The organism is Psychromonas saccharinae, from assembly GCF_051201515.1.
Lineage (GTDB): Bacteria > Pseudomonadota > Gammaproteobacteria > Enterobacterales > Psychromonadaceae > Psychromonas.
In genome coordinates this window covers 3,551,718-3,577,572 of record NZ_CP195153.1, presented here as the reverse complement: position 1 = coordinate 3,577,572, position 25,855 = coordinate 3,551,718, and the positions used below count along the sequence as shown (strand labels likewise).

At 37.9% G+C, this 25,855-nt stretch carries 25 protein-coding genes and 1 tRNA gene; 22 read left to right on the top strand and 4 right to left on the bottom strand.

All coding sequences use genetic code 11. The features are described from left to right. The first annotated feature begins 46 nt into the window (after window positions 1-46). Window positions 47-1,267, top strand: a complete 1,221-nt coding sequence (gene nqrF, locus ACR30L_RS16040) for an NADH:ubiquinone reductase (Na(+)-transporting) subunit F (RefSeq protein ID WP_435235255.1) — start codon at window positions 47-49, stop codon at window positions 1,265-1,267. Between the two features lie 5 nt (window positions 1,268-1,272). After that, a complete protein-coding gene (locus ACR30L_RS16035) occupies window positions 1,273-2,301 on the top strand; it encodes an FAD:protein FMN transferase (RefSeq protein WP_435235254.1) in 1,029 nt (342 codons plus the stop codon). Window positions 2,302-2,399: 98 nt separating this feature from the next. On the opposite strand, the gene ACR30L_RS16030 is transcribed toward ACR30L_RS16035, so the two are convergent. Then, entirely contained in the window at window positions 2,400-2,852 is a 453-nt protein-coding gene (locus ACR30L_RS16030; RefSeq protein WP_435235253.1) for a YaiI/YqxD family protein, read from the bottom strand. A 461-nt stretch (window positions 2,853-3,313) separates the two neighbouring features. Here ACR30L_RS16030 and cspE point away from each other — a divergent pair, with 461 nt between their 5' ends. The 4 genes from cspE (at window position 3,314) to ACR30L_RS16010 (ending at window position 6,426) form a co-directional block, all read left to right on the top strand. Continuing rightward, window positions 3,314-3,520, top strand: a complete 207-nt coding sequence (cspE, locus tag ACR30L_RS16025) for a transcription antiterminator/RNA stability regulator CspE (protein WP_019613006.1) — start codon at window positions 3,314-3,316, stop codon at window positions 3,518-3,520. A 153-nt stretch (window positions 3,521-3,673) separates the two neighbouring features. Further along, complete coding sequence (gene dcd, locus ACR30L_RS16020; RefSeq protein ID WP_435235252.1) at window positions 3,674-4,258, top strand: dCTP deaminase; 585 nt, start codon at window positions 3,674-3,676, stop codon at window positions 4,256-4,258. 400 nt (window positions 4,259-4,658) lie between these two features. Continuing rightward, window positions 4,659-5,888 carry a cystathionine gamma-synthase family protein gene (locus ACR30L_RS16015; protein WP_435235251.1) on the top strand — a complete coding sequence of 410 codons (1,230 nt, stop codon included), beginning with the start codon at window positions 4,659-4,661 and terminating at the stop codon, window positions 5,886-5,888. A gap of 175 nt (window positions 5,889-6,063) precedes the next feature. Then, window positions 6,064-6,426 carry a hypothetical protein gene (locus ACR30L_RS16010; protein ID WP_435235250.1) on the top strand — a complete coding sequence of 121 codons (363 nt, stop codon included), beginning with the start codon at window positions 6,064-6,066 and terminating at the stop codon, window positions 6,424-6,426. Between the two features lie 37 nt (window positions 6,427-6,463). On the opposite strand, the gene ACR30L_RS16005 is transcribed toward ACR30L_RS16010, so the two are convergent. Beyond that, entirely contained in the window at window positions 6,464-6,862 is a 399-nt protein-coding gene (locus ACR30L_RS16005; RefSeq protein WP_435235249.1) for an RNA recognition motif domain-containing protein, read from the bottom strand. Between the two features lie 472 nt (window positions 6,863-7,334). Between ACR30L_RS16005 and prfC the strand changes: the two genes are divergently transcribed. The 3 genes from prfC to greA all read left to right on the top strand — a co-directional run bounded on the left by prfC (window position 7,335) and on the right by greA (window position 10,403). Then, window positions 7,335-8,921, top strand: a complete 1,587-nt coding sequence (gene prfC / locus ACR30L_RS16000) for a peptide chain release factor 3 (protein ID WP_435235248.1) — start codon at window positions 7,335-7,337, stop codon at window positions 8,919-8,921. Window positions 8,922-9,080: 159 nt separating this feature from the next. Further along, complete coding sequence (locus tag ACR30L_RS15995) at window positions 9,081-9,854, top strand: TatD family hydrolase (protein ID WP_435235247.1); 774 nt, start codon at window positions 9,081-9,083, stop codon at window positions 9,852-9,854. A gap of 69 nt (window positions 9,855-9,923) precedes the next feature. Beyond that, window positions 9,924-10,403, top strand: coding sequence for a transcription elongation factor GreA (gene greA / locus ACR30L_RS15990; protein WP_435235246.1), 480 nt, complete (start codon window positions 9,924-9,926; stop codon window positions 10,401-10,403). A 69-nt stretch (window positions 10,404-10,472) separates the two neighbouring features. On the opposite strand, the gene yhbY is transcribed toward greA, so the two are convergent. Beyond that, window positions 10,473-10,769, bottom strand: coding sequence for a ribosome assembly RNA-binding protein YhbY (gene yhbY, locus ACR30L_RS15985; protein WP_435235245.1), 297 nt, complete (start codon window positions 10,767-10,769; stop codon window positions 10,473-10,475). 122 nt (window positions 10,770-10,891) lie between these two features. On the opposite strand from yhbY, the gene rlmE reads away from it, so the two are divergent. From rlmE to ACR30L_RS15925, 12 genes are all read left to right on the top strand, one after another. Further along, the gene (gene rlmE / locus ACR30L_RS15980; RefSeq protein ID WP_435235244.1) at window positions 10,892-11,557 is read left to right on the top strand and encodes a 23S rRNA (uridine(2552)-2'-O)-methyltransferase RlmE; all 666 of its coding nucleotides are present in this window, start codon (window positions 10,892-10,894) and stop codon (window positions 11,555-11,557) included. 180 nt (window positions 11,558-11,737) lie between these two features. Beyond that, window positions 11,738-13,723 (top strand): ATP-dependent zinc metalloprotease FtsH, encoded by a 1,986-nt coding sequence (gene ftsH, locus ACR30L_RS15975; RefSeq protein ID WP_435235243.1) that lies wholly within the window; start codon window positions 11,738-11,740, stop codon window positions 13,721-13,723. Between the two features lie 250 nt (window positions 13,724-13,973). Next, complete coding sequence (gene folP, locus ACR30L_RS15970) at window positions 13,974-14,804, top strand: dihydropteroate synthase (protein WP_435235242.1); 831 nt, start codon at window positions 13,974-13,976, stop codon at window positions 14,802-14,804. Window positions 14,805-14,889: 85 nt separating this feature from the next. Next, entirely contained in the window at window positions 14,890-16,221 is a 1,332-nt protein-coding gene (glmM, locus tag ACR30L_RS15965) for a phosphoglucosamine mutase (protein ID WP_435235241.1), read from the top strand. 242 nt (window positions 16,222-16,463) lie between these two features. After that, window positions 16,464-16,799: a preprotein translocase subunit SecG gene (secG, locus tag ACR30L_RS15960; RefSeq protein ID WP_435235240.1), complete on the top strand. Its 336-nt coding sequence runs from the start codon at window positions 16,464-16,466 to the stop codon at window positions 16,797-16,799. 18 nt (window positions 16,800-16,817) lie between these two features. Continuing rightward, window positions 16,818-16,902, top strand: a tRNA-Leu gene (locus ACR30L_RS15955). Between the two features lie 274 nt (window positions 16,903-17,176). Beyond that, entirely contained in the window at window positions 17,177-17,635 is a 459-nt protein-coding gene (gene rimP / locus ACR30L_RS15950; protein ID WP_435235239.1) for a ribosome maturation factor RimP, read from the top strand. A 15-nt stretch (window positions 17,636-17,650) separates the two neighbouring features. Then, a complete protein-coding gene (gene nusA, locus ACR30L_RS15945; protein WP_435235238.1) occupies window positions 17,651-19,150 on the top strand; it encodes a transcription termination factor NusA in 1,500 nt (499 codons plus the stop codon). A gap of 24 nt (window positions 19,151-19,174) precedes the next feature. Then, window positions 19,175-21,814 (top strand): translation initiation factor IF-2, encoded by a 2,640-nt coding sequence (gene infB / locus ACR30L_RS15940; protein ID WP_435235237.1) that lies wholly within the window; start codon window positions 19,175-19,177, stop codon window positions 21,812-21,814. A gap of 115 nt (window positions 21,815-21,929) precedes the next feature. Continuing rightward, the gene (gene rbfA, locus ACR30L_RS15935) at window positions 21,930-22,331 is read left to right on the top strand and encodes a 30S ribosome-binding factor RbfA (protein WP_435235236.1); all 402 of its coding nucleotides are present in this window, start codon (window positions 21,930-21,932) and stop codon (window positions 22,329-22,331) included. Continuing rightward, window positions 22,331-23,263 (top strand): tRNA pseudouridine(55) synthase TruB, encoded by a 933-nt coding sequence (truB, locus tag ACR30L_RS15930; RefSeq protein WP_435235235.1) that lies wholly within the window; start codon window positions 22,331-22,333, stop codon window positions 23,261-23,263. The genes rbfA and truB overlap by 1 nt, the downstream gene beginning before the upstream one ends. Window positions 23,264-23,373: 110 nt before the next feature. Continuing rightward, complete coding sequence (locus ACR30L_RS15925; protein ID WP_435235234.1) at window positions 23,374-23,583, top strand: hypothetical protein; 210 nt, start codon at window positions 23,374-23,376, stop codon at window positions 23,581-23,583. 2 nt (window positions 23,584-23,585) lie between these two features. On the opposite strand, the gene ACR30L_RS15920 is transcribed toward ACR30L_RS15925, so the two are convergent. Then, window positions 23,586-25,154, bottom strand: a complete 1,569-nt coding sequence (locus tag ACR30L_RS15920) for a putative bifunctional diguanylate cyclase/phosphodiesterase (RefSeq protein ID WP_435235233.1) — start codon at window positions 25,152-25,154, stop codon at window positions 23,586-23,588. A gap of 365 nt (window positions 25,155-25,519) precedes the next feature. On the opposite strand from ACR30L_RS15920, the gene rpsO reads away from it, so the two are divergent. Continuing rightward, entirely contained in the window at window positions 25,520-25,789 is a 270-nt protein-coding gene (rpsO, locus tag ACR30L_RS15915) for a 30S ribosomal protein S15 (RefSeq protein ID WP_435235232.1), read from the top strand. Window positions 25,790-25,855 lie beyond the last annotated feature (66 nt).

Below are 25,855 nucleotides of genomic sequence, written 5' to 3'. Positions count from 1 at the left end.
TTGAAATTATGGGGGCTTTGTCCCCTTCAAAACAAGGAAAAGGTCGATGGAAATATTTCTCGGCGTAGCCATGTTTACCATTATTGTGTTGGCTTTGGTTGTTATTATTTTAGCAGCAAAGGCAAAATTGGTAAGCTCTGGCGATATTGCTATTTCTATTAATGATGACGAAGATAAAAAAATAACAACCCAGGCTGGTGGTAAATTACTTGGTGCACTGGCAAATTCTGGTATTTTTATCTCATCTGCTTGTGGTGGCGGTGGCACATGTGGTCAATGTCGCGTTAAAGTTAAATCTGGTGGTGGGGATATTTTACCTACGGAACTAGGTCACATTACTAAGCGTGAAGCCAAAGAAGGTGAGCGTTTAGCGTGTCAAGTGAATGTAAAGCAAGACTTAGATATTGAATTACCGGAAGAAATATTCGGTGTTAAAAAATGGGAATGTACAGTTATCTCGAACGATAACAAAGCGACCTTTATTAAAGAGCTTAAGTTGCAAATTCCCGATGGTGAATCTGTTCCATTTAGGGCTGGTGGGTATATTCAAATTGAAGCGCCTGCACACCATGTTAAATATAGTGATTTTGATATTGAAGAGCAATATCGAGGCGACTGGGAGCACTTTGGTTTCTTTAATTTAGAATCAAAGGTTGACGATGAAACGATACGTGCGTATTCAATGGCAAATTACCCCGATGAAGCGGGTTTAATTATGCTTAACGTGCGTATTGCGACACCACCACCACGTGATTTATCTTTGCCTTGCGGTAAAATGTCTTCTTATATATTCAGCTTAAAAGCGGGTGATAAAGTAACTATTTCTGGTCCGTTTGGTGAGTTCTTCGCTAAAGAATCTGAAAATGAAATGGTCTTTATTGGCGGTGGTGCTGGTATGGCGCCAATGCGTTCTCATATTTTCGATCAATTCCGTCGTTTAAAAACAAAACGTAAAGCAAGCTTCTGGTACGGTGCTCGTTCTAAACGTGAAATGTTCTACGAAGAAGACTTTGACAGTATTGCTGCTGAAAATGAAAACTTTACATGGCATGTCGCATTAAGTGACCCTCAACCTGAAGACAATTGGGATGGTTACACCGGCTTTATCCACAATGTACTATATGAAAACTACTTACGTGATCATGAAGCACCAGAAGATTGTGAATATTACATGTGTGGTCCACCAGTGATGAATGCAGCTGTTATTGCCATGCTTAAAGATTTAGGTGTGGAAGACGAAAACATAATGCTTGATGACTTTGGTTAAACTTAATGAATAAATTTACAATCAAATGGTTAGCCTTAATAGGGCTAACCTTTTTTATTGCTGCGTGTTCTAAAACAGAATCTGAAATAGTCGAAATTCAGGGTAAAACCATGGGGACTTATTATCAGATTAAATATGTTTTAGACCCGACGCAGCAAAAAAATGAATCCTTATCAACTCAAGCTATAAAAGTCCAAATAGATGAAAAGTTAGAGTTGGTTAATGATCTAATGTCGACTTATCGCCCTAATTCTGAATTATCGCGTTTTAATCAAACGGATAATTCAATGCCGGTGTCCGATGCCATGATTCATGTGGTTAAGTCTGCATTAACCATTTTTGAGCAATCAAATGGTGCCTATGATGTTACCGTCGGGCCTTTGGTTAATTTGTGGGGATTTGGTCCCGATAAACATCCAGACAAAGTACCGACACAAGCTGTCATTGATGAAAAAATGCAGCTGGTTGGTAGTCAATATTTGTCTATAGAAGGGAATAAGCTCGTTAAGTCAATCCCGACACTTTATGTTGATCTTTCGTCCATCGCTAAAGGGTATGGTGTTGATTTTATCGCTGAGTATTTGCAATCAATGGGCATTGAAAATTATTTAGTTGATATCGGTGGTGAACTTCGCGTACATGGGCGTAAACCAGAAAGTAAAAACTGGGCTGTTGCGATAGAGCGTCCTGTTGCTGGACAAAATGTACAACGTGTTATTAATGTTGGTAATAATGGCATTGCGACTTCAGGTGATTATCGTAATTATTTTGAATCCGATGGCATACGTTATTCACATACCATTGACCCTAAAACCGGCAAACCGATTACACATAAGTTGGCTTCAGTTACTGTGATAAACGAAAGTGCGATGTTAGCTGATGGCTACGCAACTGCGATTACTGTGTTAGGGCCTGATGCTGGATTTGAGTTTGCTAATAAACACCATCTTGCCGTGTATTTATTAGTGAAACAAGCTGAAGGATTTAAAGCTATATATACGCCGGAATTTAAACCTTATTTAGTGGAAGACTAACCCGTTTATCATCTATTTTAAGGTTACTCTCAATTTGTAGCTCTATGTCGCGAATAAAATCATTCGCGACATATTTCAACGTCACTTTCTGCCCATAATTATAACGATTTGTTCTTCTGTAACCATCGATCAAGTGCATTGGCGAAGGTTTGTTTCTCTTTATCGCCAAATTTATTTTGCCCTCCACTTATCTGTCCAATATTACGCAACTCTTCTGCAAAGTTTCTCATTGCCAATCGTTGGCGTATATTTTCTGCAGTGTAAAGCTCTCCTCGAGGATTCAATGCAGTGATCCCTTTATCTACAATCTCCGCTGCGAGCGGAATATCTTGGGTAATTACCAAGTCACGTACCTGAACATGTTGGCTGATATAGTTATCTGCGACATCAAATCCCTGTGCGACTTGCACCATTTTTATCAGCGAACGTTTGGGCAATGGTAGTGGGCTATTAGCAACAAAAACAAGTTCAGTACTTGTTCTTTGGCTAGCACGTAATACGATTTCTCTTACTGCGACGGGGCATGCATCAGCATCAATCCAAATTGTCATTTTCTAATCTCATTTTATTTCGTAGTAACAATTAATTATTGTAAATCATGGGCATTATGAATTGATTTGTATGATAACTGCAAATAAGTGATGCGTTATGTGTTGTAAAATTTTAATGTAAATGAAAGGCGTTAAATGTTTTTTATTTTTTTAACTTATTGATCTTATTTGTATTACGGTTAAAAAGGGGGAGTTGTAATGGTTTTTTGTGATACAAATAGTATTAATATTGATGCTTTATATACTATTTTATTTGCTAAAATTTTTACTTTTTATTCAAATAGCAGTTGACAGGTCCGCTTACTAATATATAATTCTTACCAGCTTGAAAGTTAGTTTTATATTTATGTTCGATGTTCCGTATTATGTACCGAATCCTATATTCATAAGTAATAGCAACACTTCTAGCAAACTGCCTTAATTTTTAAGGTTAAATTACTCAAATTAAATAGGATATTATTATGTCTACAACTACTGGTACAGTTAAATGGTTCAACGAATCTAAAGGTTTTGGTTTCATCGAGCAAGAAAACGGTCCTGACGTTTTCGCACATTTCTCTGCAATCGCAAGCACTGGTTTTAAAACTCTTGCTGAAGGCCAAAAAGTACAGTTCACTGTAACTCAAGGTCAAAAAGGTCCTCAAGCTGAAAACATCGTAGCGCTTTAATATCGCTTCGATGGTCTTTAATTAGACCATTTCGTTTGAATAGAAAGGTGAGTCATTGACTTGCCTTTTTTTATGCCCGTAAGAAAATTATGATAGGTTTATTGATAAAGGCCTGAGTATAATACCGTTATTATATTAGTTTGGAGAAATAATATGCGTTTGTGTGATACCCATATCGAAGAGTATTTAGATGCAGGTAAATTGATCATTACGCCTCGGCCACCGCAATCAGCAATTTCAGGGGTGAGTATCGATATTCGATTAGGCAATGAGTTTCGTGTTTTTAAAGAACATACTACACCTTATATTGACCTTTCTGGCCCGAAAACAGAAGTAGCTGCATCGTTAGATAAAGTGATGAGTGAAGTGATTGTTATAGAAGAAGATCAAGCTTTCTTCCTTCATCCTGGTGAACTAGCGCTTGCAGTTACTTATGAAGAAGTTACTTTACCTGCTGATATAGTAGGGTGGTTGGATGGACGTTCTTCATTAGCACGTTTAGGGTTGATGGTACATGTAACAGCACATCGAATCGATCCAGGTTGGTCTGGTAAAATAGTGTTAGAGTTTTATAACAGTGGTAAAATACCATTGGCATTGCGTCCTCAAATGACTATTGGTGCATTAAATTTTGAAGTGTTATCGGCTCCCGCAGCAAGACCTTATAATAAGCGTTCGAATGCCAAGTACAAAGAACAACAAGGGGCGGTTGCAAGTCGAATTAATCAAGATGATTAAGATTAATTAGTAGTTGGTGTCTATAAAACTAAACGATTGATTATCTGTTTTATTCTTTGTTATAAGTTGACGCCATTGGTATGATTTATCAGTGGCGTTTTTTTAGTGGCTGTTAGTTGTGTTAGCTATAAGAAATAAGTAAATATTATATATATCTTCTTTTTTGTTTTTGTATAATTACAACCGCATTTTTCAAAACACATCAAATTTGGTTAATAACTTCTCTATTGTTACTCTGAACACTATTCATGTAATTCTTAAGTAACAAATATACTAAAATATACGCATAACCGATTGCTAACTCGTTTTTTGGTTATTTTGTGTGTTGTTAAAATACAATTTACTATCTTAATCTCCTTCGAGGTTGATCATATTTTACAAAAATAACCAAGGAATTAGAATGTCAGGGCAAGGTTTTACAACAAAAGTAGTACACTCGGATCGTTTATTAAATCAAGAACATGGTGCAGTTCATGCTCCTATTCATAACTCAGTACCGTACGTATTTGAAGATGCGCAAGGCTTAATTGATGTTTTTCAAGGTAAGCAAGCAGGTCATGTTTATGCGCGTTCATCAACTCCGACTTTAGAGGCATTGCAGTATAAAATTAAACAGATGGATAATGGTGTTGCAACGGTGCTCTTTTCCTGTGGTATGTCTGCTATTGTTAGTTCTTTTCTTGCATTATTAAAATCTGGTGATCACTTAATCTGTAGTATTTTTCTTTTTGGTAACACAACTAGCCTGCTTGGTACTCTTAAAGGTTATGGTATAGAAGTGACCATGGTTGATGCGACGGATATAGAACAAGTTAAAGCGGCTAAAAAAGTAAATACTCGCATGGTGTTTGTTGAGACAATTGCTAATCCTGCAACGCAAGTTTGTGCCTTAGATGAAATTGGTGATTTTTGTGAATCTGAAAATCTTGTTTATGTCATTGATAATACGATTACATCAAGTTATTTATTTGACGCTACGACTGTAAAAGCGAGCTTAATTGTTACGTCACTTTCTAAATACGTGGCAGGTCATGGTAATGCGTTAGGTGGTGCTGTGACAGATACTGGATTATATAATTGGGAAAGTTACCCTAATATATTTCCAGCTTACCGTCATGGTGATAGTGCTATGTGGGGCGTGACGCAAATTAAGAAAAAAGGGTTACGAGATATGGGGGGCTGCTTAAGTTCTCAATCTGCTCATTTAATTTCCGTTGGCAGTGAAACGATGGAATTGCGTATGCAACGTCAATGTCAAAATGCATTAGCATTAGCCGAGTTTTTAGATTCTCATCCTAAAGTGGCTAAAGTTTATTACCCTGGACTGAAAGATCACGCTCAATATTCTTTGGCGAATCGTTTATTTAAAGATTTCGGCGCTATATTAAGTTTCGACCTTGTTGATGAAGAAGATTGTTGTGCAATGCTGAATAAATTAGATATCGTGGTTAGTGCAACACATCTTGGTGATAACCGTACTTTAGCTTTACCCGTCGCGCCGACTATTTATCATGAGATGGGGTTAGAAACGAGACAAAAAATGGGGATTAGTGAATCAATGATCCGTTGTTCTATTGGTATTGAAAATACTGAAGATCTCATTGAAGATTTTAGGCAAGCACTGGTTTAATATCGATGATAAAACCAATCGTAATCATTAGCTGATCTGTTTTACTGGTAGCAGTGTTTATTTCTTGGCTGAAAGTTTCGTTAAGGAAACAACTATTTAGATCATATATTTAATACAATTGGTATAAAAATATAAATGAATAGAAAGGGGCGTAAGCCTCTTTTTCGGAGTTGTTGTGTTAAAAGCATTTTTGATGTTAGTTTTTGTATTTAATAGTCATTTTTTATTGGCTCAGCCGCTGAATGAAGATAGTTTAAAAACAGAAGGGCGAGCGTTAGCTAACTATAAAACTTGTGCTGATATTGGGAAAGAGAACCAAGATGCAGTGATGCAAAGTTATTATCATGATTTGTATACGGATATGTCTTCTAAAACAAAACATTATGCTGAAGAAAAGCAGACTATTGTTAATAACGCTTATGAACTAGGACTTGTTGAATTTACTAAATTAAATAGGCAGAGTTTAGCTATTTTTTGCGATAGTCGTTTAGATGATTTGACCCGAAAAATGCAAGAGAAAAAATTAAAAACTAAGTAATACCGCTACTTCTTCCTAAGTAACGGTATAAGATAAATTAAAATTGATCGTCAGATTCTTTAATTTTGCCATATAAGTGTAAGGCATTATCTTTATTATCTTTTAACTCTTCAGGTATTTTAACTTGTGGCGTAGGAGCTGGTTGTTTTTTGGGCCCGGCTTTAGGGGCTTCAGCTGTGGCTTCTTTATTTTCTTTTTTATCTTCTGCTTTTTTTACACGAATTGTATTACCCGCTAATTTATAACCATTTAATTGTTTTATTGCCGCTTTTGCTTCACCAGCTTTAGGCATTTCAATAAATCCAAATCCCTTCGACTTTCCTGTTTCCTTATCCATTACTAGGGTACATGATTGAACCGCGCCAAATTGAGTAAATAAAGTGTGTAATTTTTCTTCTGTTGTGATTTTTGCGAGATTGCGAACAAGTAATTTCATAGAGACCTTTCTTAATGGTAGATAGTATTTATCTCTTCATTTTAACAGGAATTAAGGTTAGGCGTGGTCTTTTATAAAAATATACCCGTTACCATTCAAGATACAGAAATCAGCAAGATGAGAGGTGAGCAGATTCTAGGCATAAAGGTGAAGATCTAACGGGTATATAAAGTGCGATATTGAAGCTTGCAAATATCACATGCTGAAATAAAAGACTCGCTTAAAAATGATTTCGCTCCTCTTAATGAAAATATAATGGTTACTGGGTTATTTCTTAAATGCCTACCCATCCTAAACGTAATTAATATTTCCGGTTACATAAATGCTTATTTTTTTGGGAGGAGTTATCAGTGCTGAATTTCGAACTGATATTAAATGAATTAATTACCTTAATTTGCTATAGTTGCGCGATTCTAAAAAATGAAAACAATCTCGTACACAAAATTGCGTATAAACTAAGAGTAAATTTAAAATGGCAGACGCTAAGTTTCTAGAAGCCGTCAATTGTAGACGTACTTTCGCTATCATCTCTCACCCCGATGCGGGTAAGACAACCATTACTGAGAAAGTCTTATTATTCGGTAATGCTTTGCAAAAAGCCGGTACTGTAAAAGGTAAAAAATCGGGTCAGCACGCGAAATCTGACTGGATGGAAATGGAAAAAGATCGTGGTATTTCGATTACGACGTCGGTTATGCAATTTCCATACAATAACGGTTTAGTAAACCTCCTTGATACGCCTGGGCATGAAGATTTCTCTGAAGATACTTATCGAACGCTTACCGCAGTTGACTCCTGTTTAATGGTTATTGACTCGGCAAAAGGTGTAGAGCAACGTACGATTAAATTAATGGAAGTAACGCGTTTACGTGATACGCCTATTATTACATTTATGAATAAATGTGACCGAGATATTCGTGATCCCATTGATTTGATGGATGAAGTAGAAGATGTGTTGAATATTGCATGTGCACCGATTACATGGCCTATTGGCATGGGTAAAGAGTTTAAAGGTGTTTATCACTTACTGCGTGATGAAGTGATTCTTTATACATCTGGTCAAGGTCATACGATTCAAGATAGTCGAATTATTAAAGGGTTAGATAATCCAGAGTTAGATGAAGCACTGCCATTGTATGCCGATGATCTGCGTGAAGAAATGGAGTTGGTGTTAGGTGCGTCGAATGAATTTGATCAAGAACTGTTTTTAAAGGGTGAATTAACGCCTGTGTATTTTGGCACCGCATTAGGTAATTTTGGGGTTGACCATGTTTTAGATGGTTTAGTGGAATGGGCTCCGAAGCCGCTTTCTCGTCAAACGCAACAACGTGTTGTTGAGCCAACGGAAGAACAATTTTCAGGATTTATTTTTAAAATTCAAGCCAATATGGATCCAAAACATCGTGACCGTATTGCATTTATGCGTGTGTGTTCAGGTAAATATGAAAAAGGCATGAAAATGCGTCATGTACGCACGGGTAAAATGGTTAGTATTTCCGATGCTGTTACCTTTATGGCGGGTGATCGCGAAGCTGCAGAAGAGGCGTATCCTGGTGATATTATTGGATTGCATAACCATGGAACGATTCAGATTGGCGATGCTTTTACCAGTAATGAAGAACTTAAATTTACCGGTATTCCAAACTTTGCACCGGAAATGTTCCGTCGCATTCGTTTAAAAGATCCGCTTAAACAAAAACAATTGTTAAAAGGATTAATGCAGCTTTCTGAAGAAGGGGCTGTCCAAGTCTTTAGACCTTTACGTAGTAATGACTTAATTGTTGGGGCCGTTGGTGTGCTTCAGTTTGAAGTGGTTGTGCAGCGTCTTAAATCTGAGTATAAAGTAGAAGCACTTTATGAAGCGATTCATGTGGCGACTGCGTTATGGGTTGAAAGTGATGATCCGATTAAAATGGCTGAATTTGAGAAAAAAGCCTACGATAACCTCGCATTAGATGGCAGTAATAATTTAACTTATGTCGCACCGACAATGGTTAACTTAAATTTAGCGATAGAGCGTTATCCTGCTATTGATTTTAGAAAAACTCGCGAGCATTAATATTGCTAATGGATACCAATGTTAGTATTGGTATCCATTATATACCCGTTAGATCTTCACCTTTATGCCTAGAATCTGCTCACCTCTCGTCTTGCTGATTTCTGCACCTTGAATGGTAACGGGTATATTTTCAACTCTCTACTTGAGATAGGTGTAAAGATGTTTATAGACAGTCATTGCCATTTTGATTTTAGCTACTTTGATGGCAAGCGGGATTCACTTATGGAGCAACTCGCTGCATTAAATATCAATAAACTTATTATTCCCGCCACACAAAAAAATGCTTGGCTAACCATTTCAAAACTCGCTTCAGAGTTTAATAACCTGTATTACTCATTAGGCATTCATCCTCATTTTTTAGCTAACTTTCAACCCCAAGATTTATATTTACTTGAAAAATCACTAAGCAATAAAGAAACAAATTGTATTGCATTAGGCGAGATCGGACTTGATAAGCGCATTGATACAGATCTTGCAATACAAGAAGATGTATTTATTCAACAATTACGAATTGCTCAAAAACTCAACTTGCCTGTTATTTTACATATTGTTAAACAGCAAGGACGAGTTCTACAAATTTTAAAGCAAGAAAAATTTACCCAAGGCGGTGTATATCATGCTTTTTCGGGGAGTTATGAGGTAGCGACTGAATTTATAAAACTAGGTTTTAAATTAGGTATCGGTGGCGTGATAACTTATCCAACAGCAAATAAAACAAGAGAAACAATAGGGCGTGTACCGATTGAATCGCTAGTATTAGAAACCGATGCGCCAGATATGCCACTTTATCAACAGCAGGCTAAAAACAATTCACCCATTAATTTATTAACTATTTTTGATGTGTTATCGAGTTTTCGAAGTGAGTCTAAAAGTTGCTTAGCAACACAAATATATAAAAATACCGAGACTATTTTTTCCTTAAATAATGACTAATTTTTAAAATTAACGTAGAATAATCGCCTTTTTGAAATATAACTAACAGCAACTTAAAGGTGATGATTAATGGTTCAATATCCAATGACAGCAAAAGGTGCAGAAACATTACGTTCTGAGCTTGAGAATTTAAAATCGGTAAAACGCCCTGAGATTGTTGCAGCAATAGCGGAAGCACGCGAACATGGTGACTTAAAAGAAAATGCTGAATACCATGCTGCACGTGAGCAACAAGGTTTCTGTGAAGGGCGTATTCAAGATATCGAAGCTAAGTTATCTAATGCACAAATTATTGATGTGAGTAAACTAACTAATACAGGTAAAGTTATTTTCGGTACAACCGTGACTATCGTGAACGTTGATACGGATGAAGAAGTGACTTATCGTATTGTTGGTGATGATGAAGCTGATATCAAGAAAAATTTAATTTCGGTAAGTTCGCCGATTGCGCGTGGCTTGATTGGTAAAATGGTTGATGATGAAATCGCCATTGTGACACCGGGCGGCACAATGGAATATGAAATAATCAATGTGCAACATATTGCATAACGATTTGCTTTCTTCCATAAAAAAACCCAGTTTAACTGGGTTTTTTTATGGGGTAAAATAGCCGAGAAATTATTGGCGTGGAAGCTCAATCTTTTTATTTTCACTTTGGCGATATAAAACCACGATATGTCCAATTTTAGCAATATTAAGTGCTTCAGTTTCTCGCACAATGGCATCAATAATTAATTGTTTCATTTCACGGTCATCGGTAGCTACTTTAACTTTGATGAGTTCATGGAAACTGAGTGCATTCTCTATCTCTGCGAGAACACCTTCAGTCAATCCATTTTGGCCAAGTTGCACAACAGGTTTTAGTTGATGAGCAAGACCTTTTAAGTGCTGTTTTTGTTTATTTGATAATTTCATACAAATATCTTTCATTAAGGGTTGAAAAATGGGCATTCTACCCTTAATTAATAACCTTTACTATTTTGATTGTTATTTATCCCATTTATTAATTGGATAGTAGGTAGATCGAGGAAAAATTGATGGGTAAAAAAGTAAATGCCGGTGAAGCTAAACCTGGTGGTGCGAAAAAAAGTCATTCATCAAGCTCTAAACGTTGGATGCAAGAGCATGTTAGTGACTTTTACGTAAAAGAAGCTAATAAAAAAGGGCTACGTTCTCGAGCGGTATTTAAGCTTGAAGAAATAAATAATAAAGATAAATTAATCCGTTCGGGGATGACTGTTGTTGATTTAGGTGCTGCTCCGGGTAGTTGGTCGCAATGGGCGGTTGATACCGTTGGTTTAAACGGAAAAGTGATTGCTTGTGATATTTTAGCAATGGACTCCATTGCTGGTGTTGATTTTTTACAGGGGGATTTCCGCGAGGAAGCCGTCTTAGATGCTTTGCTTAATCGTATTGGTGATAAAAAAGTCGATGTTGTATTGTCAGATATGGCACCGAATATGAGTGGAAATACTGCGATTGATCAGCCTAAGTCAATGTATTTAGTCGAGCTTGCATTGGATATGTGCCGCAGTGTATTGGTTAAAGATGGTAGTTTTATTGTTAAAGTCTTTATGGGTAGTGATTTTGATGCCTTTATGACCGAAGTAAGAAAGTTATTTAAAACCGTTAAAACGCGTAAACCTGATTCTTCTCGCGCTCGTTCTCGAGAAGTTTATTTGGTTGCAACCGGGTATAAATAATTGCTATATAAAAAGACCTAAATATGCTAATTTTTGCATATACATTTGGTTCAAAAGTATTGGTTTAAATAAATTTTTTTATCACGTTAGTGTTATGTTAACGGTTTATTAATTAGTAGCGAGTGCTTTTAAACTGTAGTAATCTATAAACTTATTTTTTAATAACATGAGGTTTGCATCTTGAACGATATGGCAAAAAACCTGATATTGTGGCTAGTCATCGCAGTAGTATTAATGTCTTTATTCCAAGGGTTTGGAGTAGATGATACTAAACAATCCCAATTAGACTACACAACATTCGTCAAAGAAGTGGGTCAAGGGCAGATTCAACAGGTTCAGATTAAGGATCAAGAAATCCAAGGTCTGAGACGTAATCAAAGTAAATTTGTTACTTATATTCCAGCACCCGATGATGATCTTATCAATGATTTGATTAAAAATGATGTGCTTGTAAAAGGTACTCCACCGGAAGAAACTAGCTTCCTGACATCAATATTTGTGTCTTGGTTCCCAATGTTGCTATTGATTGGCGTATGGGTATTCTTCATGCGTAATATGCAAGGTGGCGGTAAAGGTGGCGCAATGTCATTTGGTAAAAGTAAAGCCAAATTGATGGGAGAAGACCAAATCAAAACAACCTTTGCAGACGTTGCGGGTTGTGATGAAGCGAAAGAAGATGTTAAAGAGTTAGTTGATTATCTAAAAGATTCAACGAAATTCCAAAAATTAGGCGGTCGTATTCCTACTGGTGTGTTACTGGTCGGTCCTCCTGGTACAGGTAAAACATTATTGGCTAAAGCAATTGCCGGTGAAGCAAAAGTACCTTTCTTCTCTATTTCAGGTTCAGATTTTGTTGAAATGTTTGTTGGTGTTGGTGCATCTCGTGTACGTGATATGTTTGAACAAGCTAAAAAATCAGCGCCTTGTATTATCTTTATCGATGAAATCGATGCCGTAGGTCGTCAACGTGGTGCTGGTGTTGGTGGTGGTAATGATGAACGTGAACAAACCTTGAACCAAATGCTAGTTGAAATGGATGGCTTCGAAGGTAATGAAGGTATTATCGTTATTGCTGCAACTAACCGTCCAGATGTACTTGATGCTGCATTACTACGTCCTGGTCGTTTTGACCGTCAAGTTGTGGTTGGATTACCGGATGTACGTGGCCGTGAGCAAATCTTAAATGTACATATGCGTAAAGTACCATTATCTGATGATGTTCAAGCTAGCGTAATGGCACGTGGTACACCTGGTTTTTCAGGGGCAGATCTTGCTAACTTGGTGAACGAAGCAGCTCTATTTGCTGCGCGTGGTAACAAACGTACCGTTGGCAAAGACGATTTTGAGCAAGCTCGCGATAAAATATTAATGGGTGCCGAACGTCGTAGCCTTGTTATGCGTGAAGAAGATAAAGAATCTACTGCATATCATGAGGCTGGGCATGCGATTGTTGCAAGACTAGTACCGAAGCATCATCCGATTCATAAAGTGACTATTATCCCTCGTGGACGAGCGTTAGGTGTGACTCAGTTCTTACCTGAAGGCGATCAAATCAGTCAAAATCGTACTGAATTAGAAAGCAGTATTTCCGTTGCTTATGGTGGTCGAATTGCAGAAGCATTAATTTATGGCGATGACAATGTATCTACCGGTGCATCGCAGGATATTAAACAGGCGTCATCGATTGCTCGTGCGATGGTCACTGAGTGGGGCTTCTCTGAAAAGCTAGGTCCAGTTTTACTCGCGACTGATCCAAATACATTACGTTCAAATGTTGTGTCGGACGATACGGGGAAAGTAATTGATGAAGAAGTTAAATTCTTTATTGAAAAGAACTATGCACGTGCTGAAAAACTATTAACTGACAATATCGATATTTTACATGCAATGAAAGATGCATTAATGAAATACGAAACAATTGATAGTGCTCAGATTGATGATCTTATGTCACGTACTGATGTACGTCCTCCTACTGATTGGGAAGAAGTGATTAAAACACCTGAACCAACAGAAGAGAAAAAGAATACTGATGAGGCTGTTGATGAAAAAACTGAAACAAACTCTCAGGATTTAAATAAATCGGACAGCATTGATGATTCAGCTGATGTCGAGACCACAGTAGTTGATACTGATAGTGATGCAATAGATAAAACTGAAGATAAATAGAAAGATTTATTTGTTTTCAATTGAATAAAAACCTAAGCTTGCTTAGGTTTTTTTATGAATGCGTTATAATACCGAATTCAATAATTAGAATATTTGTGCTTGTGAAATGGAATAGTAACTTGGTTATTGAGCGTGTTATTAATGCCTAATTACAAAAGCACCATTTCGTTTGTAGCATCTATTTTCGTCGTATCTATAAATAGCCTACAGTGATGAACGAAATTGATTTGATAATTTAATGGTTTGTACAATGCAGTTAGATAATAAACACAAAAAATTAGACTTAAATTCACCCAAAGTGATGGGAATATTAAACGTCACACCTGATTCATTTTCTGATGGCGGTCGTTTTTCTCATTTAGACAAGGCATTAATCCACGCAGAAGAAATGGTGAATCAAGGCGCTGCTATTATTGATATCGGTGGTGAATCGACTCGTCCTGGTGCGAGTGATGTATCGCTTGATAATGAGTTAGAGCGTGTCATTCCTATTATTGAAAAAATTAATCGTAATATCGACTGTTGGATATCGATTGATACCAGCAAAGCCGTAGTTATGAAGGAAGCGGTTAATGCCGGGGCAGATATTATTAATGATATTCGAGCATTGACTGAACCAGGTGCACTACAGGTTGCAGTTGATGCAAATGTGCCTGTTTGTTTGATGCATATGCAAGGTGCACCGAGATCAATGCAAAACGCCCCTGATTATAATGACGTGGTACAACAGGTTGAAGATTTCTTATTAAATAGAGTTGAGACTTGTCTTGCTGCTGGAATTAAGAAAAATAATATCATTTTAGATTTAGGATTCGGCTTTGGGAAACAATTAAAGCATAACTATCAATTATTAGCTGCAACGCAACGATTTGTTGATCTTGGTTACCCAATATTAACGGGCGTTTCAAGAAAATCGATGTTTGGCCAATTATTAAACCGTGATGTTGAACATCGCCTTGCAGGCAGTTTAGCAGGGGCTTTGATTGCGGCGCAGCAAGGTTCTCAAATATTACGTGTACATGATGTTGCTGAAACCGTGGATGTATTGCGTGTATTACAAGAAGTTAATTTATACCGATAAAAATTAGCAAAGAGATTTAATCATTATTGATGCGTTATTTAATCAATTTTTTTGCTATTGCTCGTTTTATTAAAAAGAGAAAAACATGGAAAAGAAATATTTTGGTACTGATGGTGTTCGAGGTAAAGTTGGCGACTCAATTATTACGCCTGAATTTGCATTAAAGCTGGGGTGGGCTGCTGGTCGCGTACTTGCTAAATCTGGCTCACAAAAAGTATTAATTGGTAAAGATCCTCGTATCTCGGGATATATGTTAGAAGCTGCTTTACAGGCAGGGTTAACTGCTGCGGGGTTACGTCCTGTGTTAATGGGTCCTATGCCAACACCTGCGGTTGCTTATTTAACGCGAACCTTTCGCGCTGCAGCGGGTATTGTGATCAGTGCTTCTCACAATCCATATTATGATAATGGTATTAAATTTTTCTCCGATGCAGGGGTAAAATTATCGGAAGAAGTTGAACTCGAAATTGAAGCCGAAATAGATAAAGAACTTAGATGTGTAGAGTCGAGTGAACTGGGTAAAGCTTCTCGTATTGAAGATGCAGCAGGACGTTATATTGAGTTCTGTAAAAGTACCTTTCCAAGCCGTTATGATTTACGTGGTTTAAAAATCGTTGTCGATTGTGCAAATGGGGCAACTTATCATATTGCACCACTTGTTATTAATGAGTTGGGCGCTAAAGTCGTTACCATGGGCGTTGAACCAAATGGTGTAAATATCAATCTTAATTGTGGTGCAACCAGTATGGAAGCATTAGCCGAACGCGTTGTAACAGAAAAGGCTGATTTCGGTATTGCCTTTGATGGTGACGGTGATCGAGTCATGATGGTTGACCATACCGGTTATATTCTTGATGGTGATGAACTCCTTTACATCATTGCGCGAGATAGGTTACGTAGTGGTCGCCTCAATGGTGGTGTGGTCGGGACTAAAATGTCTAACCTTGGATTAGAACAAGCGTTGAAAACCCTCGGAATTCCCTTTGCACGTTCAGATGTCGGTGATCGTCATGTTATGGAATTAATGCATAAAAATGGTTGGACGCTTGGTGCCGAAAATTCAGGTCATGTTATCTGTGCCGATTTATTATCAACGGGCGATGGAATTGTTTCAGGCTTACAGGTGATGAGTGCCATGCAAAGTACTGGGATTTCCTTGCGAGATCTGCATCAGGGAATGAAAAAACATCCGCAAATATTACTGAATATCCGTTTTAATAATGAAATTGACCCACTTAAAGACGAAGACGTTCTAGCAGAGTCCAAGCGTATTGAAGCATTATTAGGTGAAAAAGGGCGTGTATTACTTCGAAAATCAGGTACTGAACCAGTATTTCGAGTAATGGTTGAAGCTGATGCAGAAGAAGATGTCGTTAAAGGTTACGCTCAATCAATCGCAGATAAAGTTAAAGTGTAATTTATAGCCCTTTAAAATTGACAAATCATGGCTTTCATTTGAGAGCCATTGTCTTTTGGGGCATAAAAATAAGCGTGAATATTTACTTCGCGTATGTTTTTTGAGCTATTGAATGATAAAATGTCAAAAAGCGTTAAATTCAGTCGATAATTTCTTGTGGTTTAGTCGCGTATTGGGTAATATTCTGCAGCTTCTTTAGCAGAGTATAAAGAATTTTTTTTGGAAAGGTCGGTGTATATCCTATGTATGAAATACTGTTAGTTGTTTATTTAATTGTTGCTATTTTCTTAATTGGATTTGTATTAATCCAGCAAGGAAAAGGTGCAGGCATGGGCGCATCTTTCGGGTCTGGTGCTTCAAATACAGTATTTGGTGCTAGTGGTGCCGGTAACTTCATGACGCGTACAACTGCGCTTCTTGCAATTACATTCTTTGTATTGAGTTTAGTATTAGGTAACCTCTCAACTAAAAAAGTATCAGTTAATGATGATTTTTCTGACTTAACTATTGAACAACCAGTAGAGCAAGATGTTGCACCTGTTGTTGATACTAATACCTCAAGTGATATTCCAGAGTAAAATACTCTAATAAAAAATGCGGATATGGTGGAATTGGTAGACACGTAGCCTTGAGGGGGCTATGGCTTAGGCCGTGAGAGTTCAAGTCTCTCTATCCGCACCAAATTTTAGTAATTGTTGATAATAGCGATTGCTTAGAAATACTTAAGTCGGTATAATGCCGGCATTCGATACACAGATGATAATCGTGTGTCATGTTCGATGACTCGGACACTGAATGAAGCTCCAATTTATTGGGGCTTTTTTGTTATTTGTGAAGTTGAAACTTATCATTTTGACTTCTGGATAGAACAGCTTTTTCTTTGTTTTTAAGGAATCATAAGTTGTTAATTAAATAGGGCTATATGCCCTTTTTTTGTTTCTGAAAGGGGATGGATTTGGCAAGTTTAGAACAACGTTTAACTGAAATGTTGACACCTAGTGTTGAAGATCTTGGCTATGAATTAGTTGGGATTGAGTATATTCGTGCGGGTAAGCACTCAACATTACGAATTTATATCGACCAGGAAGCTGGTATTTTAGTTGATGACTGTGCCGCAGTAAGTAGACAGGTTAGTGCGATTATGGATGTTGAAGATCCAATTACTAATGAATATACCTTAGAGGTATCATCACCCGGTCTAGAGCGTCCTCTTTTTTCAGCTGCGCATTATCAAGCATTCATTGGTGAAGAAGTAAAAGTTCAACTAAGAATGCCAATTCAAAACCGTCGTAAATGGAAAGGTGTGATTACTTCCGTTGAAGGCGAAATAATTTGTATCAATGTTAATGGTGTAGAGGAGCGTTTTGCTCTGAGCAACATCCAAAAAGCGAATATAGTTCCAAAATTTGATTAATTAAGGCGATTACAGATGAATAAAGAGATTTTACTTGTCGTTGAAGCAGTATCTAACGAAAAAGGTCTTCCTCGTGAAGCGATTTTTGAGGCATTAGAAAGTGCACTGGCGATTGCAACTAAAAAGAAATATGAAAGCGACATTGAAGTGCGCGTTGATATCGACCGTGATACTGGTGAATTCGAGACATTCCGTCGTTGGTTAGTACTTGCTCCTGATGCTGAAATGGAAAATCCTTGTAAAGAGATGACCTTCGAAGCAGCAGAATACGACAATCCTGATATTCAAATCGGCGAATTTATCGAAGACGAAATTGATTCAGTAACATTTGACCGAATTACTACGCAAACAGCTAAACAAGTTATCGTACAGAAAGTACGTGAAGCCGAACGTGCACAAGTTGTAGAGCAATATGCAGAGCAAGAAGGTGAGTTGATTACTGGTGTGGTAAAACGCATGAACCGTGATAACATTTTATTAGATTTAGGGAATAACGCAGAAGCCGTTATTTTCCGTGATGAAATGCTACCACGTGAAAACTTCCGCCCAGGCGACCGTCTACGCGGATTGCTTTATGCTGTTCGTCCTGAAGCGCGTGGTGCACAACTTTTCGTTACACGTACTCAACCGGAAATGTTAACTGAACTATTCCGTTTAGAAGTACCTGAAATTGCGGAAGAGATGATTGACTTAATGGGCGCTGCTCGTGATCCTGGCTCGCGTGCCAAAATTGCTGTTAAGTCAAATGATCAACGTATCGATCCTATCGGTGCTTGTGTTGGTATGCGTGGCGCACGTGTACAAGCCGTATCTGGTGAACTAGGCGGCGAGCGTGTTGATATTATCCTATGGGATGAGAATCCTGCGCAATTTGCAATCAATGCAATGGCGCCTGCTGAAGTCGCATCAATCGTGGTTGATGAAGATACACACAGCATGGATATTGCCGTTGAAGAAGACAATCTAGCACAAGCTATTGGTCGAAATGGTCAGAATATTCGTCTTGCATCACAGCTAACTGGCTGGGAACTTAATGTAATGACGGTTGCTGAATTGAAAGCAAAACACCAAGCTGAAGCAGAGAATGTCATCAGCGTGTTTACAGAAGCATTAGAAATTGATGAGGAGTTTGCCGGCGTACTAGTTGAAGAAGGTTTTAGTTCTTTAGAAGAGATCGCTTACGTGCCTATCAATGAACTATTAGAAATTGATGGTTTAGATGAAGACATCGTTGAAGAATTACGCTCTCGCGCTAAAGATATTTTAGCGACTAAAGCTTTAGCACAAGAAGATAGCTTAGCAGGGGCACAGCCTGCCGATGACCTATTAGCACTTGAAGGTTTAGAAGGCCATTTGGCATTCGTACTGGCTAGTAAAGGCATTATTACACTTGAAGATCTCGCTGAACAAGCTGTTGACGATCTACTAGAAATTGAAGAGCTGAACGAAGAAAAAGCAGGTAAGCTGATTATGGCTGCCCGTAATATCTGTTGGTTCAGCGACGATGCCGAATAAGCATCAGAGAGGAGAAAAAAAATTATGACAGATATTTTAATAACAGATCTTGCAAATGACCTAAATAAATCCGTAGATGCATTGGTAGAACAGTTTGCCGAAGCCGGAATTAAAAAAGGTACAAACGACAAAGTTAGTATTAAAGAAAAAGAAGAGCTTGTTTCATTTTTACAGAAACAACATGGCGGTTCAGGCAAAAAGAAAATGACTTTACAGCGTAAAACAAAAACAACGTTGAATGTTAAAGGTCAAAATAACGCCGTGAATGTTGAAGTGCGTAAAAAACGTACCTATGTAAAACGTGAAGATACTGAAGCTCTAGCAAAACAAGCGGCTGAAGAATTGGCGGCTAAAGAAGCTGAAGAAGCAAAATTACAAGCTGAAATGGAAGCTAAAAAAGTAGCAGCCGAAAAATTACAAGCAGAAAAATTAGCAGCTAAGAAATTAGCCGATGAAAAAGCGAAGAAAGCAGCTGCGGCAAATAAAGAAAAACAAGCTGTAAGTAAAGTGGCTAAAACGCCAGAGCAAATTCAACAAGAGCAAGAAGCAGCGGCTATTCTGAAAAAAGCAGAACAAGAAGCACTTGAAAAAGCTGAAAAAGAAGCGGCAAAAGTAGCAGAAGAAGCTAAGAAATTAGCAGAAGAAAACTCTGCACGTTGGGCTGCAGAAGAAGCTGCACGTAAAAAAGCAGCTGAAGGTACTGATTACCATGTAACTTCTTCTAAAGAAGCACAGGCAGCGGAAGATGCGTCTGATTCTCGTGCGGAAGGACCTTCTCGTCGTAAGAAAAAGAAAAAAGCAGCTGCGCCAGCTCAAGCGCCACAAGGTCGTCGTGGACGTCGTGGTAAAAAAGGCAATGTTGCAACACCTTCTGCTTTACAACAGGCATTTGAAAAACCTGCTGCTAAAGTAGAGCGTGATGTGAAAATTGGTGAAACAATTTCTGTTGCTGAGCTTGCTAATAAAATGGCAGTTAAAGCGACTGAAGTTATCAAAGTAATGATGAAAATGGGTGCAATGGCAACCATTAACCAAGTGATTGACCAAGAAACAGCGACAATTGTTGCAGAAGAAATGGGTCACAAAGTTATCCTTACTAAAGAAAATGAATTAGAAGAAGCGGTACTTGCTGAAGCACAGGAAGGCGGTGTGAAAACATCTCGCGCACCTGTTGTTACTATTATGGGTCACGTTGACCACGGTAAAACATCATTACTTGATTATATTCGTCGTGCAAAAGTTGCCGATGGTGAAGCCGGTGGTATTACTCAGCATATTGGTGCTTACCACGTTGATACAGATAAAGGTATGATTTCATTCCTTGATACTCCTGGACACGCGGCGTTTACATCAATGCGTTCTCGTGGTGCTAAATCAACGGATATCGTTGTTCTAGTTGTTGCTGCCGATGATGGTGTAATGCCACAGACAATTGAAGCGATTCAACATGCGAAAGCTGCTGGTGTACCTCTGATTGTTGCTGTAAATAAAATTGATAAAGAAGCTGCTGATCCAGATCGTGTTAAAACTGAGCTTTCTCAGCATGACATTATTTCTGAAGAGTGGGGCGGTGAGAATATCTTCGTACATGTTTCTGCAAAAGTAGGAACAGGCGTACCTGAGTTACTTGATAGCATCTTGCTTCAAGCGGAAATGCTTGATTTAGAAGCTGTTGCAACGGGTCCTGCATCGGGTGTTGTTATTGAATCTCGTCTTGATAAAGGTCGTGGTCCAGTTGCTTCTATTCTTGTGCAGCAAGGTGAACTTAAGCAAGGTGATATTGTACTATGTGGGCTTGAATACGGCCGTGTTCGTGCAATGCGTGATGAAGATGGTAAATCTATCGACACTGCTGGTCCATCTATCCCTGTTGAAGTACTTGGTTTATCTGGTGTACCGCAAGCGGGTGATGAAGCAACGGTTGTTCGTGATGAGAAAAAAGCACGTGAAGTTGCCTTGTACCGTCAAGGTAAATTCCGTGATATCAAACTTGCACGTCAACAAAAAGCGAAACTTGATAACATGTTTACGAACATGGAAGCTGGCGAAGTGTCTGAACTTAACATCGTACTTAAAGCCGATGTACAAGGTTCACTTGAAGCGATTTGTGATTCATTGAATAAACTATCGACTGATGAAGTTAAAGTTAACATTATTGGTCGTGGTGTTGGTGGTATTACTGAAACCGATGCATCACTTGCTTCTGCATCTGGCGCAATTGTTATCGGCTTTAACGTACGTGCTGATGCATCGGCTCGTAAGCTAATTGATAACGAAGCAGTTGATTTACATTACTACAGCATCATCTACGATCTAATTGATGAAGTACGTGCTGCAATGGGTGGCTTATTATCACCTGAATTTAAACAAGAAATCATTGGTCTTGCAGAAGTTCGTGATGTGTTTAAATCGCCAAAAATTGGTGCTATCGCTGGTTGTATGGTGACAGAAGGTATAATCAAACGTAACAATCCTATCCGTGTATTACGTGAAAATGTTGTTATCTATGAAGGTGCGCTTGAGTCGCTACGTCGTTTTAAAGATGACGCTAATGAAGTCCGTAACGGTATGGAATGTGGTGTCGGCGTTAAGAACTACAATGACGTTCGCGTTGGTGACCAAATTGAAGTATTCGAAGTTATTGAAGTTAAACGTACTTTGTAATTTCAAAGCCACTTTAATACCAATTGGATTGGTATGAGTTAAAGAATGGAGGCTTTGTGCCTCCATTCTTATTTAGAAAGATAAATGATCATTCAAATGATCAAGGAGTTATAAAATGGCCAAAGAATATAGCCGTACTTCTCGAGTATCGCAACAGATTCAAAAAGAACTTGCGCGCATATTGCAACAGGAAGTGAAAGACCCTCGTATTGGCATGGTAACTATTTCAGGTGTTGATATCACCCGTGATCTTGCCTATGCAAAAGTGTTTGTTACCTTTTTAACAATCGGTGAGCAAACTAATGAAGAATCCTTAGAAGGGCTTAATGCTGCCTCGGGTTACATTCGTCGCTTATTAGGTAAAGCGATGCGTTTACGTATTGTTCCTGAAGTACGTTTTTGCTTTGATGAAACTCTCACGGAAGGTTTGCGTATTTCTGAAATGGTGAGTAGTGCAATTCAATCAGATAAAGCCAAGCATCATGATTCAGAGGACTTAGTCGAGGAAGATAAGTAATGGCAAGAAGAGGAAAAGGGCGTTCAATCAATGGGATTGTACTGTTAGATAAACCAACTGACATTAGTTCTAATCATGCATTGCAACGTGTTAAACGTATTTTCTTTGCTAATAAAGCGGGCCATACCGGTGCGCTGGATCCATTAGCAACGGGTATGTTGCCAATCTGTTTAGGTGAAGCGACCAAATTTTCTCAGTTTTTACTTGATTCCGATAAGCGTTATACGGTTACAGCAACCTTAGGTATTCGTACAACAACCAGTGACTCTCAAGGTGACGTAGTAGAACAACGAGATGTGTCTGTTACACAGGAACAACTTGATGCTGCTGTTGATACTTTTCGTGGTGATATCATGCAGGTTCCCTCAATGTTTTCGGCATTAAAACATAAAGGGCAACCGCTTTATAAATATGCTCGAGAAGGGATTACGATTGAGCGTGAAGCGCGCCCAATTAGCGTATATGAAATTAATCAATTACGTTTTGAGGGTAATGAAGTAGACCTCGATATTCATGTTAGTAAGGGAACATATATTCGTACTATCGTTGATGATCTTGGTGAGTTATTAGGTTGTGGGGCGCATGTATCTATGTTGCGTAGAACTCAAGTGGCTGATTATCCTTACGAGCGAATGGTGACGATTGAGCAATTAGAAGCGTTAATTGAACAGTCGAAAGGTGAAGATATTAGTCCCTACGAACTCCTAGATCCTTTATTATTAGATATGGATACGGCAGTTAAAAAGTACCCAGAAGTTAATATTAGCGATGAAATGGGGGAGTATGTTCTGCACGGACAACCCGTTCAAGTGTTTGGTGCGCCGGATAATACCATTGTGCGTATTACCGTCGGGGAAGCACATACTTTTATCGGCGTGGGCCAGATGAACGATGATGGTTTAATCGCGCCTAAACGATTAGCTAATTTATAAAAAAGTAGTGAGTGACGAGTTGCTTATACCAATTGTATTAAATAGATCAGCTAATTATTACGATTGGTATTATTATGAAGCTAGCCACTCACAGCTGCTAGAGAGGTAAAATGACAAAACTTGATTTCTCTGCGGTTAATAACGCAGCAACAAAATCATTTAATGCGCAACGGAATTTAATTAAAAGAATCGGGAAAGGTGAAACCATTCTTTGTACGACTTGCAAACAGCCTTTGACACTTTCTGTTTCTAAGTTAGAACAACCCGGCGTTACTTGCCAAAAGGGCTGTACAAACATTGCATTGGAATTAGATGTTTAATTTTACCGTTTGTGGGTATTAATCAATTCATTAATGGGTAGTGCCTTGCTAAAAAAATATCCCTGTAAGTAATCACATTTTAATTGATTCAATAATTCAGTTGATTCTTTAGTTTCGACGCCTTCAGCAACCACCGTACAATTTAAATTATGCGCAAGGGAAATAATCGATTTAACAATAGCGTGACTTGTTTCCCCTTGTTTCATTAAATTGACAAAGGAACGATCTATTTTTATCTGATCGATAGGTAATTTTAATAACATCGAAAGCGATGAGTACCCCGTTCCAAAATCATCTAAGCTAATTAAAAACCCTTGATCTGATAGTTTCTGTAAAATCGATTTCGTGATAGTAATATCTTGCATAATCGCTGTTTCTGTTACTTCTAGCACCAATTCACAGGGTAATATGTGTTGTTGTGCAATAAGCTCTGCAAGATATATTGAGATTTGTTCATTTTGTAGATCGCAGGTTGATAAATTGACATGGATACATGCCTGAATATTTGATTGCTTCAATAATCTTAGATGTTCACAAATAGTATCGAGTACCTGTACTGTCACCCTACCAATTAAGTGGCTTTCTTCCGCAATGGGGATAAATTTGTCTGGTGGTATAAATGGCCCTCCACGACTAGGCCAACGTATTAATGCTTCTATATGACAAATCGAATCTGCATTGCGCTTAATAATGGGTTGATAATGTACTTCAAATTCATTTTCAGCTATTGCTTCGTGCAATCGGCTTAATATTTCTAGTCGTGCTTTAGCGTGATTGGCTAATTCAGTCCCATAAATAACGTAAGCAACTTGCTTTTGCTTAGCCGATCTCAGCGCTAAATCTGCTTGTTTGAGAAGACTCGTGGCATCTTCGCTATTAGTGGGAAAAAGTGTTCCCCCACAACCAATTTGAACATTGATATTATAATTGTTGATATTAAATGGATTCTTTAAGCTGGTATGAATCTTAGTCATTAGTTGATTAATTTGTGCTTCACTAACAGCACAAGAAATTATCGTAAATTGATCGCCACCTATGCGGGAAAGAAAACACTTTTGATTGAGTTGTTGGCGAATAGTTGTCGCCACCTTGATTAGCAACTGATCTGCGAAGTAGTGGCCGAGCATGTCATTGATTTGTTTAAAGCCATTAATATCTAATATAAAAACAGAAAAGGGTTGTTTGGCTGCTAACGTTATATCGAGTGTTTGTAAAAATAATTGTCGATTTGCGAGGCCTGTTAGTGAATCATGGCCTGCGTTGTAACGCTCCTTAGCAGCAATGTCCTGTGTTTTTAATATACTGGTTAAACTAAGGTTAATAATCATTACAACAAAGATGCTGCCTGCGACTAATATAATTGCCAATATATTTTCGATAGGGTGATGAACAGAATGAGTTAATAGGTGAATGAAGAATAGGGAATAACCGAGTATAAATGCTGCTATCAGTCCCAATAATACTTTCCAACCAAGGCTATTATCTTTTTGGCAGATAATGACGGCAGGTTTAACACTAAGTATCAGTAGAAATAAGCTAATTGCGACTAAACTTGAGATCAATAAGTGCATTTGATTTCCTTGTTTAACGGCAATTGAAGGAGAAAATTAGATTTCTTTTCATCGGGTTCTTTATAGTTTATGTTGAAAAGTTATCCACAAAACCTTTTAAAAGATAAGGCTTTTATATAATGCCAGTAGGAAACGAGAGCAACAAGTTATTCATTCATAAAGTGTAGGCTTATTGACATATATTGCGTAAATATTATGTGTCCTTTTTATTTCTGAAATAAGCTTAGTTTTTGAAATAGAATAATGATTGATTAATGGTTCAATAATCCGTAAAATGCGTCGTTCACTTTATCGCTGAATTAGTGATCGGCGATAATCAATTAAAATAGGCTAACTCACTTAGCCATAAAATATCGGAGTACGTTATGTCACTAAGCACAGAACAGAAAGCTGAGATTGTAGCAAAATTTGGTCGTTCAGAAGGTGATACTGGTTCATCTGAAGTACAAGTTGCATTATACACTGCACAAATTAACCACCTACAAGGTCACTTCAAAGAGCACATCCATGATCACCATAGCCGTCGTGGTCTATTACGCATGGTTAGTCAACGTCGTAAATTACTTGACTACTTAAAACGTAAAGATGTTGCTGCATACACTAAATTAATTGCAGAACTTGGCCTACGTCGTTAATTCTGAATTAAAATGTATTTTAAAAAGAGCCTATAGGGCTCTTTTTTTGTTTCTAAATCTGAAAAA

Coding starts and splice junctions, on each gene's coding strand:
- nqrF (WP_435235255.1), top strand. CDS start 47: ATGGAAATATTTCTCGGCGTAGCCATGTTTACCATTATTGTGTTGGCT.
- ACR30L_RS16035 (WP_435235254.1), top strand. CDS start 1,273: ATGAATAAATTTACAATCAAATGGTTAGCCTTAATAGGGCTAACCTTT.
- ACR30L_RS16030 (WP_435235253.1), bottom strand. CDS start 2,852: ATGACAATTTGGATTGATGCTGATGCATGCCCCGTCGCAGTAAGAGAA.
- cspE (WP_019613006.1), top strand. CDS start 3,314: ATGTCTACAACTACTGGTACAGTTAAATGGTTCAACGAATCTAAAGGT.
- dcd (WP_435235252.1), top strand. CDS start 3,674: ATGCGTTTGTGTGATACCCATATCGAAGAGTATTTAGATGCAGGTAAA.
- ACR30L_RS16015 (WP_435235251.1), top strand. CDS start 4,659: ATGTCAGGGCAAGGTTTTACAACAAAAGTAGTACACTCGGATCGTTTA.
- ACR30L_RS16005 (WP_435235249.1), bottom strand. CDS start 6,862: ATGAAATTACTTGTTCGCAATCTCGCAAAAATCACAACAGAAGAAAAA.
- prfC (WP_435235248.1), top strand. CDS start 7,335: ATGGCAGACGCTAAGTTTCTAGAAGCCGTCAATTGTAGACGTACTTTC.
- ACR30L_RS15995 (WP_435235247.1), top strand. CDS start 9,081: ATGTTTATAGACAGTCATTGCCATTTTGATTTTAGCTACTTTGATGGC.
- greA (WP_435235246.1), top strand. CDS start 9,924: ATGGTTCAATATCCAATGACAGCAAAAGGTGCAGAAACATTACGTTCT.
- yhbY (WP_435235245.1), bottom strand. CDS start 10,769: ATGAAATTATCAAATAAACAAAAACAGCACTTAAAAGGTCTTGCTCAT.
- rlmE (WP_435235244.1), top strand. CDS start 10,892: ATGGGTAAAAAAGTAAATGCCGGTGAAGCTAAACCTGGTGGTGCGAAA.
- folP (WP_435235242.1), top strand. CDS start 13,974: ATGCAGTTAGATAATAAACACAAAAAATTAGACTTAAATTCACCCAAA.
- glmM (WP_435235241.1), top strand. CDS start 14,890: ATGGAAAAGAAATATTTTGGTACTGATGGTGTTCGAGGTAAAGTTGGC.
- secG (WP_435235240.1), top strand. CDS start 16,464: ATGTATGAAATACTGTTAGTTGTTTATTTAATTGTTGCTATTTTCTTA.
- nusA (WP_435235238.1), top strand. CDS start 17,651: ATGAATAAAGAGATTTTACTTGTCGTTGAAGCAGTATCTAACGAAAAA.
- infB (WP_435235237.1), top strand. CDS start 19,175: ATGACAGATATTTTAATAACAGATCTTGCAAATGACCTAAATAAATCC.
- rbfA (WP_435235236.1), top strand. CDS start 21,930: ATGGCCAAAGAATATAGCCGTACTTCTCGAGTATCGCAACAGATTCAA.
- truB (WP_435235235.1), top strand. CDS start 22,331: ATGGCAAGAAGAGGAAAAGGGCGTTCAATCAATGGGATTGTACTGTTA.
- ACR30L_RS15925 (WP_435235234.1), top strand. CDS start 23,374: ATGACAAAACTTGATTTCTCTGCGGTTAATAACGCAGCAACAAAATCA.
- ACR30L_RS15920 (WP_435235233.1), bottom strand. CDS start 25,154: ATGCACTTATTGATCTCAAGTTTAGTCGCAATTAGCTTATTTCTACTG.
- rpsO (WP_435235232.1), top strand. CDS start 25,520: ATGTCACTAAGCACAGAACAGAAAGCTGAGATTGTAGCAAAATTTGGT.